A 15,279-nucleotide genomic window follows, 5' to 3' on the forward strand; every position below is an offset into this window, starting at 1 on the left:
GATTGCAACCGAAGTGTCAATTAAACTTCAATTAGTTAAGCAACTAATGAATTTTACGCTACTACATTACTCTCATTTACATCTTTTTTTAATTTTAGTTCCATAATGTATTGAATTTTTAATCATCTAGTGTATTATTTATATATGACAGCAGTACAAAAAGGAGTGAATAAAATGAGTTTAATTGAGGCGCGAGATATTACACGTACTTATGGGAAAGGAACAACTAGCTTTCAGGCATTACGCGGCGTTAGTTTGAAGATTGAAAAAGGAGAATCAGTTGCTATCATTGGTAAAAGTGGCTCTGGCAAATCAACCTTAATGCATATTATGGCTTTGCTAGATCATCCCTCTTCAGGCAGCATTTTACTAAATGACCAACCAACAGCAAAAATTAAGGCAAAGTCATTAAACAAGTTGCGAAACCAGACTTTTGGCTTTGTTTTTCAACAGTTTTTTCTCAATGCACAAGATAATGTTCTTGAGAACGTTATGTTGCCAATGAAAATAGCCGGTGTAACTGGCAAAAAACGACGTGAATTAGCAACTTCTGCACTTGAAGCGGTTGGTTTAGAAGCAAAAATGAATAATAAAGCTAGTGCTCTATCAGGTGGTCAAAAGCAACGCGTTTGTATCGCCCGAGCACTTGTTAACAATCCAGAAATCATCTTTGCCGACGAGCCAACAGGTAATTTAGACTCTAATACCGGTGCAAAAGTTGAAGATATTCTTTTCAAACTGAATCGTGAAAAAGGTATTACCTTGATTATCGTTACCCACGATCCAGACTTAGCCCAAAAATGTGATCGTCAAATCCAAATTAAAGATGGTCAAGTAGTGAAAGGAGATTTCTAATGAAATTCCGTGATATTTTAAACTCTGCTGGATCCAACTTATGGCATAACAAAGGAAGAACTCTATTAACTATTATTGCCGTTTTAATTGGTTCTTTAACAATAAGTATTACGCTAGGAATCAATACGGGTGTTAATGACTATTTACATAAACAAATTGGTAATGTTGGTAACACTGAACAAATGATCATTTCACCGCAATACTCAGCTGGAGATGGTACAGGACCGCAGAAATATAGTACTAAGAAAAGTAGTCAAAACGCTGACGGCATGATGACTAAAAAAGATGTCGAAAAAATCAAGCGCACTAAGGGAATTAAAAACGTTAAAGCAATGAAAGATGATAACGTTGAATATGCTCAAGGTAAAAGTAAGACTAAATATGTGATCAATGCGCAAACTACCCTTGGTATCAAATATGATTTATTTGCTGGTAAACAAGTGGCTACTTCTGGAAATAAATCAGAGATTTTATTAACAAAAGAAATGGCTAAGGCTTTTGGCTATAAAAAAGTTCGTAAAATTCTCGGCAAAAAGATAAACTTGGTTGTCATTTCACCTGTTACCAAGAAAAAATCAACTATCACTGCAAAAGTTGTTGGTATTAGAAACGAGAGTATGGTAAACAGCGGTCAATCAGTATATAGTCATGGCTTAAGTGAAAAAATTGTTACCGCCAACCAAGATGGACTGCCAAAAGCACTTAAGGATCGTTATACCGAAGTTGTGGCAACTCCAGTTGGAAAAAGCGACGCAGCAGTTGCAAAGGCCGAAAAGGCCCTTAGCAAAAAGGGCTATGACGCACAAACTCTAAAGGAAGCCGTCAAACAACTATTTCAAACCTTTAATGCAGCAACAGGAGTGTTAATTATCTTTGGAGCAATTGCCTTGATTGCTGCTAGTTTCGGTGTTATCAATACGCTTTACATGTCAGTTCGTGATCGAACACGTGAAATTGGTTTGATGAAAGCCCTTGGCTTAGGCCGCGGGAAAGTATTCTCAATTTTTAGCTGTGAGGCTATTTTAATAGGATTAATCGGGTCATTGTTAGGATTAATTTCTGCAATGGGCTTAGGCCAATTATTGAATAAAGCAGCAACAAGTAGTTTCCTTAAAGGAATAGATGGTTTTGTTTTAGTCCAGTTTAATTGGTCCAGTAGCTTGTTAATCGTCGGTATTATTTGCCTAATTACATTTTTAGCAGGAACGTTGCCAGCAAGACGAGCTGCAAAATTAGATCCAATTACAGCCTTGCGCTATGAATAAAAAGATAGGATCACTCAAGTAGTCTAACTTCTTTTTAACTTGTAATTAGTAAAAAATAGGTACAGAGTTTTATATTACTCTGTACCTATTTTGTTGTTTTAAAAACTTAGTTTTATTAATTCATGATATGAACTAGATAACTATTCAGCTTGGTCTGCTTTCTTATTTCGATAAATAACTAAAACTACAAGCATAAGGATAACCAAGCCTAAAATTGTTAGCCATAATGTATTTTGATAATTCGTCTTCGGCAGTTTTTGACTTGTATCGTGCCGAGTTTTTTTATTATATCTCTTATCATACACAGTTTTTGCCGTAGTCGGATTATCCGGAATACTTGGTTTTCCAGGATCTGTTGGAATGCATGGCTTTTCAGGATTATCCGGACTATCTGGTTCGTCAGGTGCACTTGGAGTTTCAGGATTACTTGGCCATTCTGGTGTATCATTCTTAATTTCCATGTTGACTAAGTTTCCAGCTCTCACTAAACCTGGCTCACCTGCTGCCTCTTTATCAATTGTAAAATCAACTGGATTACTATTTAAGTAATAACCTTTAGGCGCTTTGGTTTCGATAAATTGGTATTTACCTGGTGCTAAATCAGATACTGAAACAATACCTTTGTCAGACGAGACCAATTTATCCAGTACTGTCTTACCATCTGCATCAACTACTTTAAATGCTGCTCCAGCTAAAGGTTTACCATTACTGTCGGTTTTAACTAATTGAGCTGAACCTTTGTAGTTAACTAATTTTGCTTCAACAGCAATAGGCTCACCTTGAGCTGACTCACTTATGATGAAATCAGTCGGTGTCGAATTAATAACATAGCCAGTTGGTGCTTTAGTTTCGATAAATTGATATTTGCCTGGTGTTAAGTCGGTGACAAAGACAATACCTTTATCAGACGACACTAAGTTCTCCTGAACTATCTCACCATCTTTATTAACTAATTTAAATTCTGCTCCAGCTAAAGGAGTACCCTTACTGTCAGTTTTGACTAATTGAGCTGATCCCTTATAGTTAACTAATTTTGCTTCAACAACTGCAGGCTCACCTTGGGCTGATTCACTTATTGTAAAACTAGCAGGTGCAGCATTCAGCAAATAGCCTGCTGGTGCTTTAGTTTCGACAAATTCATATTTTCCTGGTGCTAAGTCTGAGACAAAGACAATACCGCTCTCGGATGATACCAAGTTTTCGCGAACTGTTTTACCATCTTTGTCAACCAGTTTAAACTCTGCTCCAGCTAAAGGATTCCCTTTGCTGTCAGTTTTGACTAATTGAGCTGATCCCTTATAGTTAGGTAACTCGCATTCTGTAACTATAGCAGCTGGATCTTCCTTGGCTTCTTCACTTATTGTAAAACTAACTGGCGCTGCGTTAATAACATATCCCTCAGGAGCTTTAGTTTCAATAAATTCATATTTGCCTGGTGCCAATGATGTAGCTAAAACAACTCCATTGGCATCTGAAGTCAAACCAGATTTAACAATATTGTCATCCCTATCGACTACTTTAAATTCTGCTCCAGCTAGAGGATTGCCTTTACTATCAGTCTTGAGTAGTTTAGCAGATCCTTTATAATTTAGACGCTTATTTTCCCAATCACCTAAGTTAATTGGAGGAATTATTCCGTCATCTTTCTTTTCCACCGTAAAATCTCTTGGCTTATCGTCTAATTTATATCCAGTAGGTGCCTTTGTTTCTACAATTTGGTACTTGCCTGGAGCCAAACCTTCAATCGTGACGATTCCTTCATCGCCTGAAACGACGTTTTCATATCCTTCTATAACTTTTCCATTAGAATCAAGAACTTTAAATTCTGCTCCTTTTAATGGAAGTTTTGAGCCTTTTTCGTCAGGCTCGCTAACTTTTCTAAAAGTTACCTTTGTTGTTTCATTATAAATATGAACCACTTTAGCAGTACTGCCTGCTTCATCTTTTATAACTTTTATTCTCTTACCTTTTGCCAGTTCATCGCTGACTGTATAACCATCAGGAGCTTCAGTTTCAACAACGAGATATTCTTGAACTCGCAAGTTTCCAAGCTCCAATTCTCCTTTTGAATCTGTAACACCTTCACGGACAAGTTTATTTTTCTCCAGCTTTTTATTAATTGTCCACAGTTGTAAGTGAACACCTGCTAATCTCTTCTTTCCACTTAAGTCCTCTTTAATAAGTTTAATCGATCCCTTTGACCCTGTAGCATTTCCAGAAGTACTAGTTACAACAATCTCTTTACCTTTCTCCCGAACTATAGTTTGTTCATTCATTCCAGATATACTGGCAGAGTTTGCAACTGTGTCAACCAATTTATCTAAAAGAACTAATGAACGATACTCCACTATATATGATGTGGTAATTTGCTTTAGAAACTCAATTGTAACTACCTGAGCACCTGTTGCATTGTTAGTTTCAATATCTACTTTGTAATCTGTACCTTCAGCTAAAACAGTTGAACTATCTTTTTCGATATTCCCTGCACTGTCAACAATAGTTCCATATATTACGATCCCATCTTTAGAAATAAATTGGTTAGCTGATGGGGTATCCACAATTTTTACGTTGTTTAAAGTAGATTGTGAAGCATTAACTGTTAAGTTCCATTTTACATAACCACTATCATCAGGATCCTGTGCACCATCCTTATCAAGTAATTCGCCGAAATGGGCTGGTGAAATACTCGAGTTTAAATTATGTGATACACCTTCAGTGGTAAAGACAGCCCTATTATTATAATACTGTTGATTGATTACTTTTCCTGCCAGACTTGTTTCGAAGACAAGTACGTACATTTTGTTACTGTTCTCTGGCAAGTTAACCTGTAATGTTGGCAGAGCAGTCGTAGGCTCAACTAGGTCTGCCCCAACTTGATCACCTAAAGTGTAAGTACCATTACTATTGACCGTTGCTTCATATAGTTTCGCGCTACCTGCAACATAATCTTGCGGCGCTTCTATTACATCCGTAATCGTTGCATTTTTCAACTCTTGATGACGATAGTTTACTGCTACTGTCCAAGTAATCTTCTTGTTAATCGCATTATACACACCAATTTTGTTTCCATTGTATTTAAATCTTTGCAGTGGATCAAATTCTACCCAATCTGTGCTTGAATGACTGCCACCAAATTTATCCATCCAGTTTGCAGTAGCCGTATTTTTAAATATAAATGAATCTTCACTTCCAGTGCCTTCTATTGCAGCAATATCAAAATTAGTTTTATAGGTTATGGCATATTTATGATCAGTGCCGTTTTTCAGTTCGCCTTCAAATTCTACCTTAAAGCCATTGTCGGTTTTAGTAAATGTATATTGATCTGAACTCAACGCTTTCCCTTCGGTTAGATCGATGATTCTGAAACTACCATCTACTAATTTTTGTCCTTTACTGAATGTGTCCTCCAAATACCAATTTTTCAGCAAATAGCCAGACTTATTAATTTGAATTTGCCATGGAATTTCATGAGTTACGTAGTTAATATCACCATCAATACTCTTAGCGATACTCTGCTGGTTTGCATCCCCTTTAATCTCATCTTTATGTCCAGTACCTTCACTCTCGTCACTATCTCCGATATCTGTTATGACAGAATTAGAAATTGGAGTAGTTTCGTCAACATAACCGTTCACTTTTGTTTGGTAGTCAATTCTAACTGGATAATCGATTTCCTTTAAAAACCTAATGATAAATCGGTGCGCATTAGATGAACTTTCTTCTATTACGTAATCGCTACCTTCTACCAAGGAATCGCCAATTATTTCGTCATCACCAGCACCAGTAAATGAAATCCTAAATAACTTAACGGAATCTTTGACTAAAGAAAGCCTATCACACATTGTATCCGTAATCGTTGAGCCAGCGGGATGCTTCCTTTCATTGTAGTTGTATCTAACAATCCATTTATATATTTGATCATTACCTGTGGCAAACGGACCATTTTTTGTAATTGGTCGCTCATAATGGGCAGTGACGCTCGCTTCAGCAGAGGTGCTGGAAGTACCATCATCAAGAATAGCACGGTTTTTGAATTCTACGTTTCCACCCTTCTCGGGTTTTCTATCCTCATCAATCATTGTTGTATAAACAACATGAAAGGCTTGATGAGTCTCTGCGTACTTTCCAATAAACTTAATGGTTTCAGTCGAACCAGATGAGATTCTTTTATAATCTACGCCTTCGGTTAATGGGTGATCCCTGTCAATATTTACAATAGCACCAGTGCCATCTACAGTTTCTGGATAAATCTCAATACTCTTCAGACTTGTACCAGCAGGTACAATATCAACAAGCTCGGCATCCTTCATATTACTTAAGGGACGATTAATATTGACTTCCCAAACTATTCCAGTTGGATTAGGTACTTTATTAACGTGACCGCTTTTATCTATAGCTTGATCATAATTTGGACGAATACGAATTTCGCTTGGTCCAGCATTATCTTCATTTGGTGTTTGAATGACAACTACTCCAGGTTCAGTCCGCTTAAACTTTGTTGAATAACTGAAGCCACCTGCTATATCATGATCAGTTTCTACATTCTTGTTAAATTCAAGCCGTATTCTACCATCAGTGAAAACTTCATATGATCCATATTGACCTAGTTTTCCTATAAGTGGCCCAGTCCCTGGAAAAACCCGAATGGCATCCGGCAAGTTAAATTCGAAATAATCACCTTCTTCAATCACTCCGAATAGTTCTTCAGGAAGACTCCAAGAATAATTTACCTCAACACTTGCATCAGCTGGTATGTTATCAAGGTCCGTGCATATGTGACCCTTGCTATCAATATATACAACTTTTACATCGTCAATAATGGTTGCAGGACTAATTCCCACTTTAGTTAATAAATCACGAATGTTTTGCTTGCCGCCATCACGTTTTATTTTTACTTCTTTAGCTTTATCAGCAGATTCAGATTCCTTTTCAGACTCTTCTGTTTCTTTAGTTGCATCTTCTTCTGATTCTGACTCATGCATTTTTAGCGGAGCCTTTAGTGTTTGAACACCATTTGTAAGCATCAGATTATCATCTTTTAAATCTGAAGAGTCGAGTAAAACAGAAAGGATAATTGTTCCCTCAGTTCTAGGAGCAATCTTCATCTCTATTTTATTTTTGTTGATAACGTAATCAACTTTAGTTGACTCAGTTTCATTTTCTATTTTTACATCTTTAACGGTTGCGTCTTCGTTAAAGATCAACGTTTGGCTTTCTTCTGTCTGAGCTTTAAAAGAAAGGCTTATTTTCGCTTCAATCGTGTCTTTCTCATCTTTATCGACAGATAAAGAAGTTAACTGAAAGTCGCCTTGATTTTCTACAGCAAAGACAACTGTCGGCATCATATACTGCAAGAGAACCATTAAACTCATAAAGCAAAATAGTGCCTTTTTAATTTTTTCCATATTAAATTACACTTCTCCATATTTTTATATTTCAAAAAAAATAATGACTATACTATTAAATGAAAATTTCTATAAAATGTCTTACAAGCAGTAGGTATAGTAACAACTACACCAAATTAAATAACATATATCATATAATTATTTATTTAATCATTACTTTTTATGATTATATATTATGGTAACTTTTGCGTCAACATAGCATTTATAAGCTAAATAACAAACTATAAAAATAAAATAACGTAGCATTACAGCAGGAACTATCGCTTCTTTGTTTTATATCTATATGTGAACCGATTTTTATAAATAACAGTTAAATGTAATTTTACTCATCTATAATCAAATTATATTTTTTATTAATGACACATAGAATTCATGTATATTATACTAGTATACTTCTTTTTTCAAAACTTGAGAAAAGAAATAAGCTGGAACTATAATTGGTTCCAGCTTTGAATATTTATCTATGCATTACTACATATTTTCTTCAATTTTAGGTGCAAGCAAACTTTGCATCAAGGTCATATCAACAGGGCGATACGTACTATCAATGCACTCTTCCCAATACTCTAGGTGCTTTTTATCAATATAGCTCTCCGAGTCTTCAACTGCATTACCATTTTCACCTTGAATTGAGTACCAGTAAAAGTACATATAGCCATCGGCATTTTCTTCTTTAAAAACGGTTTCAACAAACATTTTCTCACTTGGCATCGTTGCAACTGTATCAGCATGATTATCATTTAGGAATTTCATCCACTCTTCAGCCCTTTGTTCTTTACCTTTTTTAATTCTAAAGCGAGTTAATTCTATTTGTACCATTATCTATCTCCAAAAAATTACAACAAAAAAGCACTTACTGTAGTTTAGTAAGTGCTTTTTTATTTTAAGCTCTGCAATCTTACGGCAAAACGTTAATAAATATGAAATATAATTAACGCTTACTGAATTGTGAAGCTTTACGAGCTTTCTTAAGACCTGGTTTCTTACGTTCAACCATTCTTGGATCACGAGTTAAGAAACCTGCCTTCTTCAATGGACCACGGAAATCTGGGTCTACTTCAAGAAGAGCACGAGCAATACCTAAACGGATCGCACCAGCTTGACCTGAGAATCCACCACCATTTACGTTAACTTTAACGTCATATTGGTTGTCAGTTTCTGTTAAAGTCAATGGTTGCTTCAAGTCCTTAACTAAGTTAGGGAATGGAATGTATTCATCAATGTCTTTGTTGTTAACAGTAATTTTACCACTGCCTGGTACTAAACGTACACGCGCAACTGAATTCTTGCGACGGCCAGTACCTGCATATGCAACTTGTTGTGCCATTTAATTTAACCTCCTAGATTAATTTGTTAATGTCTAATTTTTCAGGCTTTTGTGCTTCATGCTTGTGGTCTTCACCAGCATAAACATGCATCTTCATGAATTCTTGGTGACCAAGAGTGTTCTTTGGAAGCATTCCCTTAACTGACAATTCAACTAATCTAACTGGGTTGTTGGCAAGTAAGTCACCTGCTGGAGTAGCTTTTAAGCCACCAAGATGAGAAGAGTGGTGGTAGTAAATCTTGTCAGTAGCCTTTTTACCAGTCAACTTAAGCTTAGCAGCGTTGATAATAATAACGTTGTCACCAGTGTCAACGTTTGGTGTATATTGAGGCTTGTTTTTACCTCTTAAAATAGTTGCTACTGCAGTAGACAGACGACCTAAAGATACGTCTGTTGCGTCAATAACATACCACTTACGTTCAATTTCATTAGGTTTTGCTAATTGTGTAGTACGCAATTTAATTTCCTCCGTTAATACGTTGTTTGAAAACAATAAGATTCCGGGGCCTATCGTGGACAAACATACTTAAATAGAATACGTCTATTTGAGCAGTTTGTCAATATTAATCCTTGTCCAGTCGATATTTTTTGGGGATATCTTCATAAAAAACATGGTATAAAAATAGACCATTTGCTTGTGCAGTTTCTCTGACCTGTTCCCGATCTTTTGCCTCAATTACTCTAGGAAGATCATCCACCGGTCTTTTCCCATTGCCAATCTCTAATAAAGTTGCAACAAGAATTCGCACCATATTGTACAAAAAGCCGGAGCAAATAAAATCAAAAACAATTTCGTTTTCTTGCTCATCTTTTTGAATATTAACATAATACATTGTCCGTACTTTATTCTTTATTTGTCCTCCACTTGCAGCGAAACTAGTAAAATCATGAGTACCAATTAGGTCAGTAGCAGCCTGCTGCATCTTTTTCAAATTAACTGGATACGGATAATGTCCTGTATAAAAACGTTTGAATGGATCAACAAAGCGATCTAAGCTAACGTGATAGCGATACCATTTACCTTTTGCACTATAGCGAACATGAAAACTTTCATCAACTATTTCACATTCTTTAAAAACAATATCGAGAGGCATAATTGAATTAAGAGCACGAATCATTCTTTCTGGCGGAATTCTTGTTCCCGGATAATCGAAATGAATAACCTGTCCTAATGCATGAACCCCAGAATCTGTTCTGCCTGAGCCTTCAATTGGAACATCTTGTCCCTTCGTCATTTTTTTCAAAGCTGCTTCAATTGTTCCTTGCACCGTTCTCTGATTGGGTTGAGATTGAAAGCCATGAAACAAGTGACCGTCATAGGCCAAAGTCATCTTATATCTAGTAGTCATTAATGTGTCCTAAAAACTAATAACAGTACAATTAAAATAGCAAAGTAGCCCAAATTCACTAAGTCATATTTTGACCACTTTAAAACGCGAAACTTGGTTCTACCGTCATCTCCGCGATAACCACGTGACTCCATTGCCGTCGACAGATCAATCGCAGTTTCAAGCGAACTAATGAACAGTGGTACTAAAAGCGGTGTTACAGCTTTAGCCCTGGTAATTAATCCACCATTATTAAAGTCCGCTCCCCGCGATCTCTGCGCATTCATGATTTTAAATGTTTCATCAAATAATGTTGGAACAAAACGCAACGCAATCGACATAACCAAAGCAATTTTATCAACAGGAACCTTTATTAGCTTCAGCGGTGTCAAGATCCATTCAATTGCATCAGCAATTTCAAGTGGCATAGTTGTAACCGTCATAACGGTTGAAATTAAAATAATTACCGTAAAGCGAATAAAAATGAATATCGCATTCTCAATACCATAGCTTGAAACTGCAAATATTGTCCATCGCCAATATACTTTGCCTCCCACAGTAAAAAAGAGCTGCAAAAAGGAAGTAAATAGTATCAACCATATTAACGGTTTGACACCATCCCAAAAAATCTTTGGCTTTAACTTAGTAGCAGCAACAGCAACTAAGCTAAATACTGTAACAATTAAATAAGAAAGAGGGTTATTCGCCATAAAAACAATCAGAATAAAAAAGATAGTGGCTAGTAATTTACCGCGTGGATCCATTTTATAAACCAGCGAGTTACCAGAAATATAGCGCCCAATTAAAATTTTACTCACGCACACTCACCCCTTTAAATTCTTTTCTATTTCTTTTACCAAATCGCGTTTTGTTAACGGTGGCTTAGCAAAAGTGAAATTTTCCAGCTGTGCAGCGAAAAGTGAAGCCTTGGGTTCTTCTAAATGATGTTCTTCAAGCCACGCACGGTTTTTAAATACTTGGTCAGGGCAATCATGCATCAATAGCTTACCATGCTCCAAGACAAGAACGTCGTCAGCATAATTAGCTACATCATCCATATTATGTGTAACCAAAATAATAGTATGACCAGCTTTTTGATATTCAGAAAACAAATTCATCATCTGCTTACGTGCACGTGGATCAAGACCAGCTGCGGGTTCATCAAGGCATAAAATATCTGGTTCATAGGCCATTACACCTGCAATTGCCACACGACGCATCTGTCCGCCGGAAAGTTCAAAGGGAGAGCGTTCACTAATTTCATCAGGTAAACCAACCTTATTTAGCCACGAACGTGCACTTTCTTTAGCTTCCTCTTCACTAAAACCAAAGTTTTTTGGTCCAAATGCTATATCATCAAGTACAGTATTTTCAAACAACTGCGACTCTGGAAATTGGAATACTAAACTAACATGTTTACGAAGTTGTTTTAGGTTCTTGTTGGAAGTTTCAGGTGTTATCGTTGTTCCTGCAATTTCAATTTGTCCTTCGGTAGGCTTAAGCAACGCATTAAAATGTTGCATCAGCGTGGACTTACCACTTCCAGTATGCCCTATAATTGCAGTAAAGGAGCCCTCCTTTAACTCGAAGCTAATATCATCAAGTCCTTTTTTCTCTAGTGGTGAGCCTGGTGAATATGTATATCCTACTTTTTCGAATTTAATTGACATAAGTACTTAATCAACTCTTTTTCTGAATTAACTTGTTCTGGTATTGGAAATTCATCCTCGAGTAATGCCTGTTTTACTTGCATATAAAAAGGAATATCTAAACCAATTTCTTTTAACAACTTGGCTTGTGCGAATACATCTTTAGGAGTGCCCTGGGTAATTAAATGACCGTCGTCCATGACAATCACATTATCTGCCAAGCTTGCTTCATCGATATCATGTGTAATTGCAATAACCGTTAAATTGTAATCATCCTGCATCTGATGAACTGTCTTTAAAATCCGATCTCTGCCTTCAGGATCAAGCATTGAAGTTGCCTCATCCAAAATAATTACTTTTGGCCTAATTGCAATAATACCGGCAATTGCTACCCGCTGCTTTTGACCGCCTGATAAGTTAGCTGGCTCAGTATGTGTATAATCCGTCATTCCCACAGCTTTAATTGCTTCTGGAACAAGCTTTACCATTTCCGACCGGGGTACGCCTCGATTTTCCAATCCAAAGGCTACATCATCAGCAACTGTTGCCCCTACAAATTGATTATCGGGATTCTGAAAAACTACCCCAACTTTATTTCTAATGTCCCAGACAGAATCATCAGTTAGTTTTGTTCCATCAACTTCGATAAATGAGTCTTCATTTTCATTCGGAACTAATAAGCCATTTATTAAACGGACGATTGTCGATTTACCACTTCCGTTATGACCGATAATTGATGTCCAAGATCCTCTCGGAATCTCAAAGCTAAGTTGATCAATAGCAGGCGAATCAGACTCAGGATACGTGAAGCTGATATTTTTGATTTTTATAATATTATCTATTGTCATGATTTCACCTTTCTCACAGTATGATTTAATTGTACCAAAAAATAACTAAAATTCTTCGATGATCATGCTTTTTTATTTTTCTCTTTAAGACTATTAATCACATATTTCGCTAGATGATTATCAGTTCACCTGTTTCACACCGCATAACGTTATTGGTAAACTTTTTACTTTGTAATTCTATCTTTAAGAGTTAAATTTTCTATTACTGTATCTATTATAATAACTTACGGCTAAGGTGAAAACTAGACATTCAAAAAGATGATTTTTAAAAATAAAAATCCTGCTGATAGCTTAAGCAAGCTGACTCAGCAGAATAAAAAAGAGCAAAAAAAATCACCCATGAGGAGGGATAATTTACTTATCTAAGCTAGACTAAACTTTCGTCATCATCTTAACGCTTATTCTCACTCTCACGGGTAATTCTTAATAGCTATTAAGTTGGTTATCTAAATTAAACTAATTCTAGAATAACCATTGGAGCTGCATCGCCTCTACGAGGTTTAGCCAACTTCATAATTCTGGTGTAACCACCATTACGGTCTTTATAACGAGGTGCAATATCGCTGAAAAGCTTTTGCAATGCTGATTTTACAACAACTGCATCTTTTTCTTCTTGAATATCAGCAACTTCATTACGTACGTAACGAGCAGCTCTTCTTTTTGCAGCTAAGTCACCACGCTTGCCTAAAGTAATCATCTTTTCGGCAGTTTTGCGAACTTCCTTAGCACGTGTTTCAGTAGTAACAATACGTTCGTTCATGATCAATTGAGTGGTCATTTCTCTAAGCATTGCTTTTCTTTGTGCACTATCGCGACCTAATTTACGGTATGCCATCAGTTTACCTCCTTTTATTTGTTAGGTTAATCTTCTTGACGAAGTGAAAGTCCCAAATCAGTTAATTTGTTTTTAACTTCTTCTAATGACTTGCGTCCCAAATTACGTACACGCATCATATCTGCTTCTGTCTTATCAGTCAGTTCTTGCAGAGTATTAATACCAGCACGCTTCAGGCAGTTGTATGAACGAACAGACAAATCAAGCTCTTCAATTGTCATTTCAAGCTTCTTCTCTGCAGTGTCGTCCTCTTTTTCAACCATCACGTCATTGAATTGGGTATTTGCATCAGCAGTTTCAAACACTTTAAAGTGTGCTACCAAAATTTTAGCAGCAAAACTAAGGGCGTCATTAGGTTTGATTGAACCATCAGTCCAAATCTCTAAAGTGAGCTTGTCAAAATCATCTCTTTTACCAACACGAGTTGATTCAACTTGATAATTAACTTTTTCAATTGGTGAAAAGAGAGAATCAACTGGAATAACACCAATTGGCATATCTTCACTCTTATTTTCACTTGCTGCAACGTAACCACGGCCATTTTTAACTGCAATTTGCATGTGTAAGTGTCCACCTTCAGCAATAGTACAAATATATTGCTCTGGGTTAAGAACCTGCACATCTGAGTCGACTTTTAAGTCATCTGCAGTAACAGTAGCCGGACCTTCAACGTCTACTTCAATTGTCTTTTGCTCATCAGAAAATGATTTCAATTGAAGCTTCTTTAGGTTCAAGATTATTTTAGCAACGTCTTCTCTAACACCTGGAACGGTTGAGAATTCGTGTAAAACATCATCAATTTGAACATAAACAAGTCCAGTACCTGGAATAGATGTAAGTAAAACTCTACGCAATGAGTTACCTAGAGTAGTACCGAAGCCTCGTTCTAGTGGTTCAATGACAAATTTACCATAAGACTTCTCTTGGTCCACAACGGTAATATTTGGTTTTTCAAATTCAATCATTACTAGGCCCCTTTCAAAACGCAACGTCCTTCATTAAGAACAAAATTAAACACGACGACGTTTTGGTGGTCTAGAACCATTGTGGGGAACTGGTGTAACATCACGAATTGCAGTGATTTCTAAACCAGTAGCTTGAAGTGATCTGATAGCAGATTCACGTCCAGCACCAGGACCTTTAACGGAAACTTCTACATGTTTCATTCCTTGGTCCATTGCACTCTTAGCTGCAGCTTCTGCTGCCATTTGAGCAGCAAATGGTGTAGATTTACGGCTACCTTTAAAGCCCAATGCACCAGCTGAAGACCAGGCAATTGCATTGCCTTGAGCGTCAGTAATCATGACTAAAGTATTATTAAACGTAGAGTGAATGTGAGCAACGCCTTTTTCAACGTGCTTCTTTACACGACGTTTACGTGCTGTTTTAGGCATCAATAAACCTCCTTATAATTTTATTTATCTCTTCTTACTGCCCTTACGTGTACGGGCATTATTCTTGGTATTTTGTCCACGAACTGGAAGTCCACGGCGGTGACGCATACCACGGTAAGAACCAATATCAATTAACCGTTTGATATTCATGCTGACTTCTCTACGTAAGTCACCTTCAACACGGTATTTATCAACTTCTGCGCGAAGCTTTTCTTGGTCATCTGGAGTCAAATCTTTTGAACGTATGTCTTCAGAAACACCAGCATCCGCACAAATTTTCTGAGCTGTTGGTTCACCAATACCGTAAATATATGTTAATGCAACAACGATTCTTTTATCTCTTGGTAAGTCAACACCAGCAATACGTGCCATA

Annotated in this window: 14 protein-coding genes; 2 read left to right on the forward strand and 12 right to left on the reverse strand. The window is 36.7% G+C overall.

The annotated features are described in order from the left end of the window. Nucleotides 1-174: 174 nt before the first annotated feature. A complete protein-coding gene (locus CRG87_RS05580; protein WP_074425741.1) occupies nucleotides 175-855 on the forward strand; it encodes an ABC transporter ATP-binding protein in 681 nt (226 codons plus the stop codon). Next, on the forward strand, nucleotides 855-2,120 hold the full coding sequence (locus CRG87_RS05585; protein ID WP_074425742.1) for an ABC transporter permease: 1,266 nt from the start codon (nucleotides 855-857) through the stop codon (nucleotides 2,118-2,120). The genes CRG87_RS05580 and CRG87_RS05585 overlap by 1 nt, the downstream gene beginning before the upstream one ends. Nucleotides 2,121-2,260: 140 nt before the next feature. Here CRG87_RS05585 and CRG87_RS05590 read toward each other — a convergent pair whose 3' ends face one another. The 12 genes from CRG87_RS05590 to rpsM form a co-directional block, all read right to left on the reverse strand. Continuing rightward, nucleotides 2,261-7,525, reverse strand: coding sequence for a SpaA isopeptide-forming pilin-related protein (locus CRG87_RS05590; RefSeq protein ID WP_074425743.1), 5,265 nt, complete (start codon nucleotides 7,523-7,525; stop codon nucleotides 2,261-2,263). Nucleotides 7,526-7,996: 471 nt separating this feature from the next. After that, complete coding sequence (locus CRG87_RS05595; RefSeq protein WP_074425744.1) at nucleotides 7,997-8,344, reverse strand: DUF6176 family protein; 348 nt, start codon at nucleotides 8,342-8,344, stop codon at nucleotides 7,997-7,999. 112 nt (nucleotides 8,345-8,456) lie between these two features. Next, complete coding sequence (gene rpsI, locus CRG87_RS05600) at nucleotides 8,457-8,852, reverse strand: 30S ribosomal protein S9 (RefSeq protein ID WP_074425745.1); 396 nt, start codon at nucleotides 8,850-8,852, stop codon at nucleotides 8,457-8,459. A 13-nt stretch (nucleotides 8,853-8,865) separates the two neighbouring features. Beyond that, nucleotides 8,866-9,309, reverse strand: a complete 444-nt coding sequence (gene rplM, locus CRG87_RS05605; protein ID WP_046307532.1) for a 50S ribosomal protein L13 — start codon at nucleotides 9,307-9,309, stop codon at nucleotides 8,866-8,868. Between the two features lie 106 nt (nucleotides 9,310-9,415). Beyond that, entirely contained in the window at nucleotides 9,416-10,201 is a 786-nt protein-coding gene (gene truA / locus CRG87_RS05610; RefSeq protein ID WP_074425746.1) for a tRNA pseudouridine(38-40) synthase TruA, read from the reverse strand. Then, the gene (locus CRG87_RS05615; protein ID WP_101138695.1) at nucleotides 10,201-10,998 is read right to left on the reverse strand and encodes an energy-coupling factor transporter transmembrane component T family protein; all 798 of its coding nucleotides are present in this window, start codon (nucleotides 10,996-10,998) and stop codon (nucleotides 10,201-10,203) included. The genes truA and CRG87_RS05615 overlap by 1 nt, the downstream gene beginning before the upstream one ends. Nucleotides 10,999-11,004: 6 nt before the next feature. Beyond that, nucleotides 11,005-11,850: an energy-coupling factor transporter ATPase gene (locus CRG87_RS05620; protein WP_101138696.1), complete on the reverse strand. Its 846-nt coding sequence runs from the start codon at nucleotides 11,848-11,850 to the stop codon at nucleotides 11,005-11,007. Beyond that, a complete protein-coding gene (locus CRG87_RS05625; RefSeq protein ID WP_074425747.1) occupies nucleotides 11,826-12,677 on the reverse strand; it encodes an energy-coupling factor ABC transporter ATP-binding protein in 852 nt (283 codons plus the stop codon). Before CRG87_RS05625 ends, CRG87_RS05620 begins: the two co-directional genes overlap by 25 nt. A 451-nt stretch (nucleotides 12,678-13,128) precedes the next feature. Beyond that, entirely contained in the window at nucleotides 13,129-13,512 is a 384-nt protein-coding gene (rplQ, locus tag CRG87_RS05630; RefSeq protein WP_074425748.1) for a 50S ribosomal protein L17, read from the reverse strand. A gap of 26 nt (nucleotides 13,513-13,538) precedes the next feature. Next, the gene (locus CRG87_RS05635) at nucleotides 13,539-14,477 is read right to left on the reverse strand and encodes a DNA-directed RNA polymerase subunit alpha (RefSeq protein ID WP_046307542.1); all 939 of its coding nucleotides are present in this window, start codon (nucleotides 14,475-14,477) and stop codon (nucleotides 13,539-13,541) included. A gap of 45 nt (nucleotides 14,478-14,522) precedes the next feature. After that, nucleotides 14,523-14,906, reverse strand: a complete 384-nt coding sequence (rpsK, locus tag CRG87_RS05640; protein ID WP_046307544.1) for a 30S ribosomal protein S11 — start codon at nucleotides 14,904-14,906, stop codon at nucleotides 14,523-14,525. 24 nt (nucleotides 14,907-14,930) lie between these two features. Continuing rightward, a complete protein-coding gene (gene rpsM / locus CRG87_RS05645; RefSeq protein ID WP_046307546.1) occupies nucleotides 14,931-15,278 on the reverse strand; it encodes a 30S ribosomal protein S13 in 348 nt (115 codons plus the stop codon). Nucleotide 15,279: the final 1 nt, after the last annotated feature.

This window comes from Lactobacillus apis (assembly GCF_002837055.1).
In the GTDB taxonomy this organism is placed as follows: Bacteria; Bacillota; Bacilli; order Lactobacillales; family Lactobacillaceae; genus Lactobacillus; species Lactobacillus apis.

What these genes read in the sequence shown, in the direction of transcription:
- rplQ (WP_074425748.1), bottom strand. Translation starts at nt 13,512, where the DNA reads ATGGCATACCGTAAATTAGGTCGCGATAGTGCACAAAGAAAAGCAATG.
- CRG87_RS05585 (WP_074425742.1), top strand. Translation starts at nt 855, where the DNA reads ATGAAATTCCGTGATATTTTAAACTCTGCTGGATCCAACTTATGGCAT.
- CRG87_RS05590 (WP_074425743.1), bottom strand. Translation starts at nt 7,525, where the DNA reads ATGGAAAAAATTAAAAAGGCACTATTTTGCTTTATGAGTTTAATGGTT.
- rpsI (WP_074425745.1), bottom strand. Translation starts at nt 8,852, where the DNA reads ATGGCACAACAAGTTGCATATGCAGGTACTGGCCGTCGCAAGAATTCA.
- CRG87_RS05580 (WP_074425741.1), top strand. Translation starts at nt 175, where the DNA reads ATGAGTTTAATTGAGGCGCGAGATATTACACGTACTTATGGGAAAGGA.
- rpsM (WP_046307546.1), bottom strand. Translation starts at nt 15,278, where the DNA reads ATGGCACGTATTGCTGGTGTTGACTTACCAAGAGATAAAAGAATCGTT.
- truA (WP_074425746.1), bottom strand. Translation starts at nt 10,201, where the DNA reads ATGACTACTAGATATAAGATGACTTTGGCCTATGACGGTCACTTGTTT.
- rpsK (WP_046307544.1), bottom strand. Translation starts at nt 14,906, where the DNA reads ATGCCTAAAACAGCACGTAAACGTCGTGTAAAGAAGCACGTTGAAAAA.
- CRG87_RS05595 (WP_074425744.1), bottom strand. Translation starts at nt 8,344, where the DNA reads ATGGTACAAATAGAATTAACTCGCTTTAGAATTAAAAAAGGTAAAGAA.
- CRG87_RS05625 (WP_074425747.1), bottom strand. Translation starts at nt 12,677, where the DNA reads ATGACAATAGATAATATTATAAAAATCAAAAATATCAGCTTCACGTAT.
- CRG87_RS05620 (WP_101138696.1), bottom strand. Translation starts at nt 11,850, where the DNA reads ATGTCAATTAAATTCGAAAAAGTAGGATATACATATTCACCAGGCTCA.
- CRG87_RS05635 (WP_046307542.1), bottom strand. Translation starts at nt 14,477, where the DNA reads ATGATTGAATTTGAAAAACCAAATATTACCGTTGTGGACCAAGAGAAG.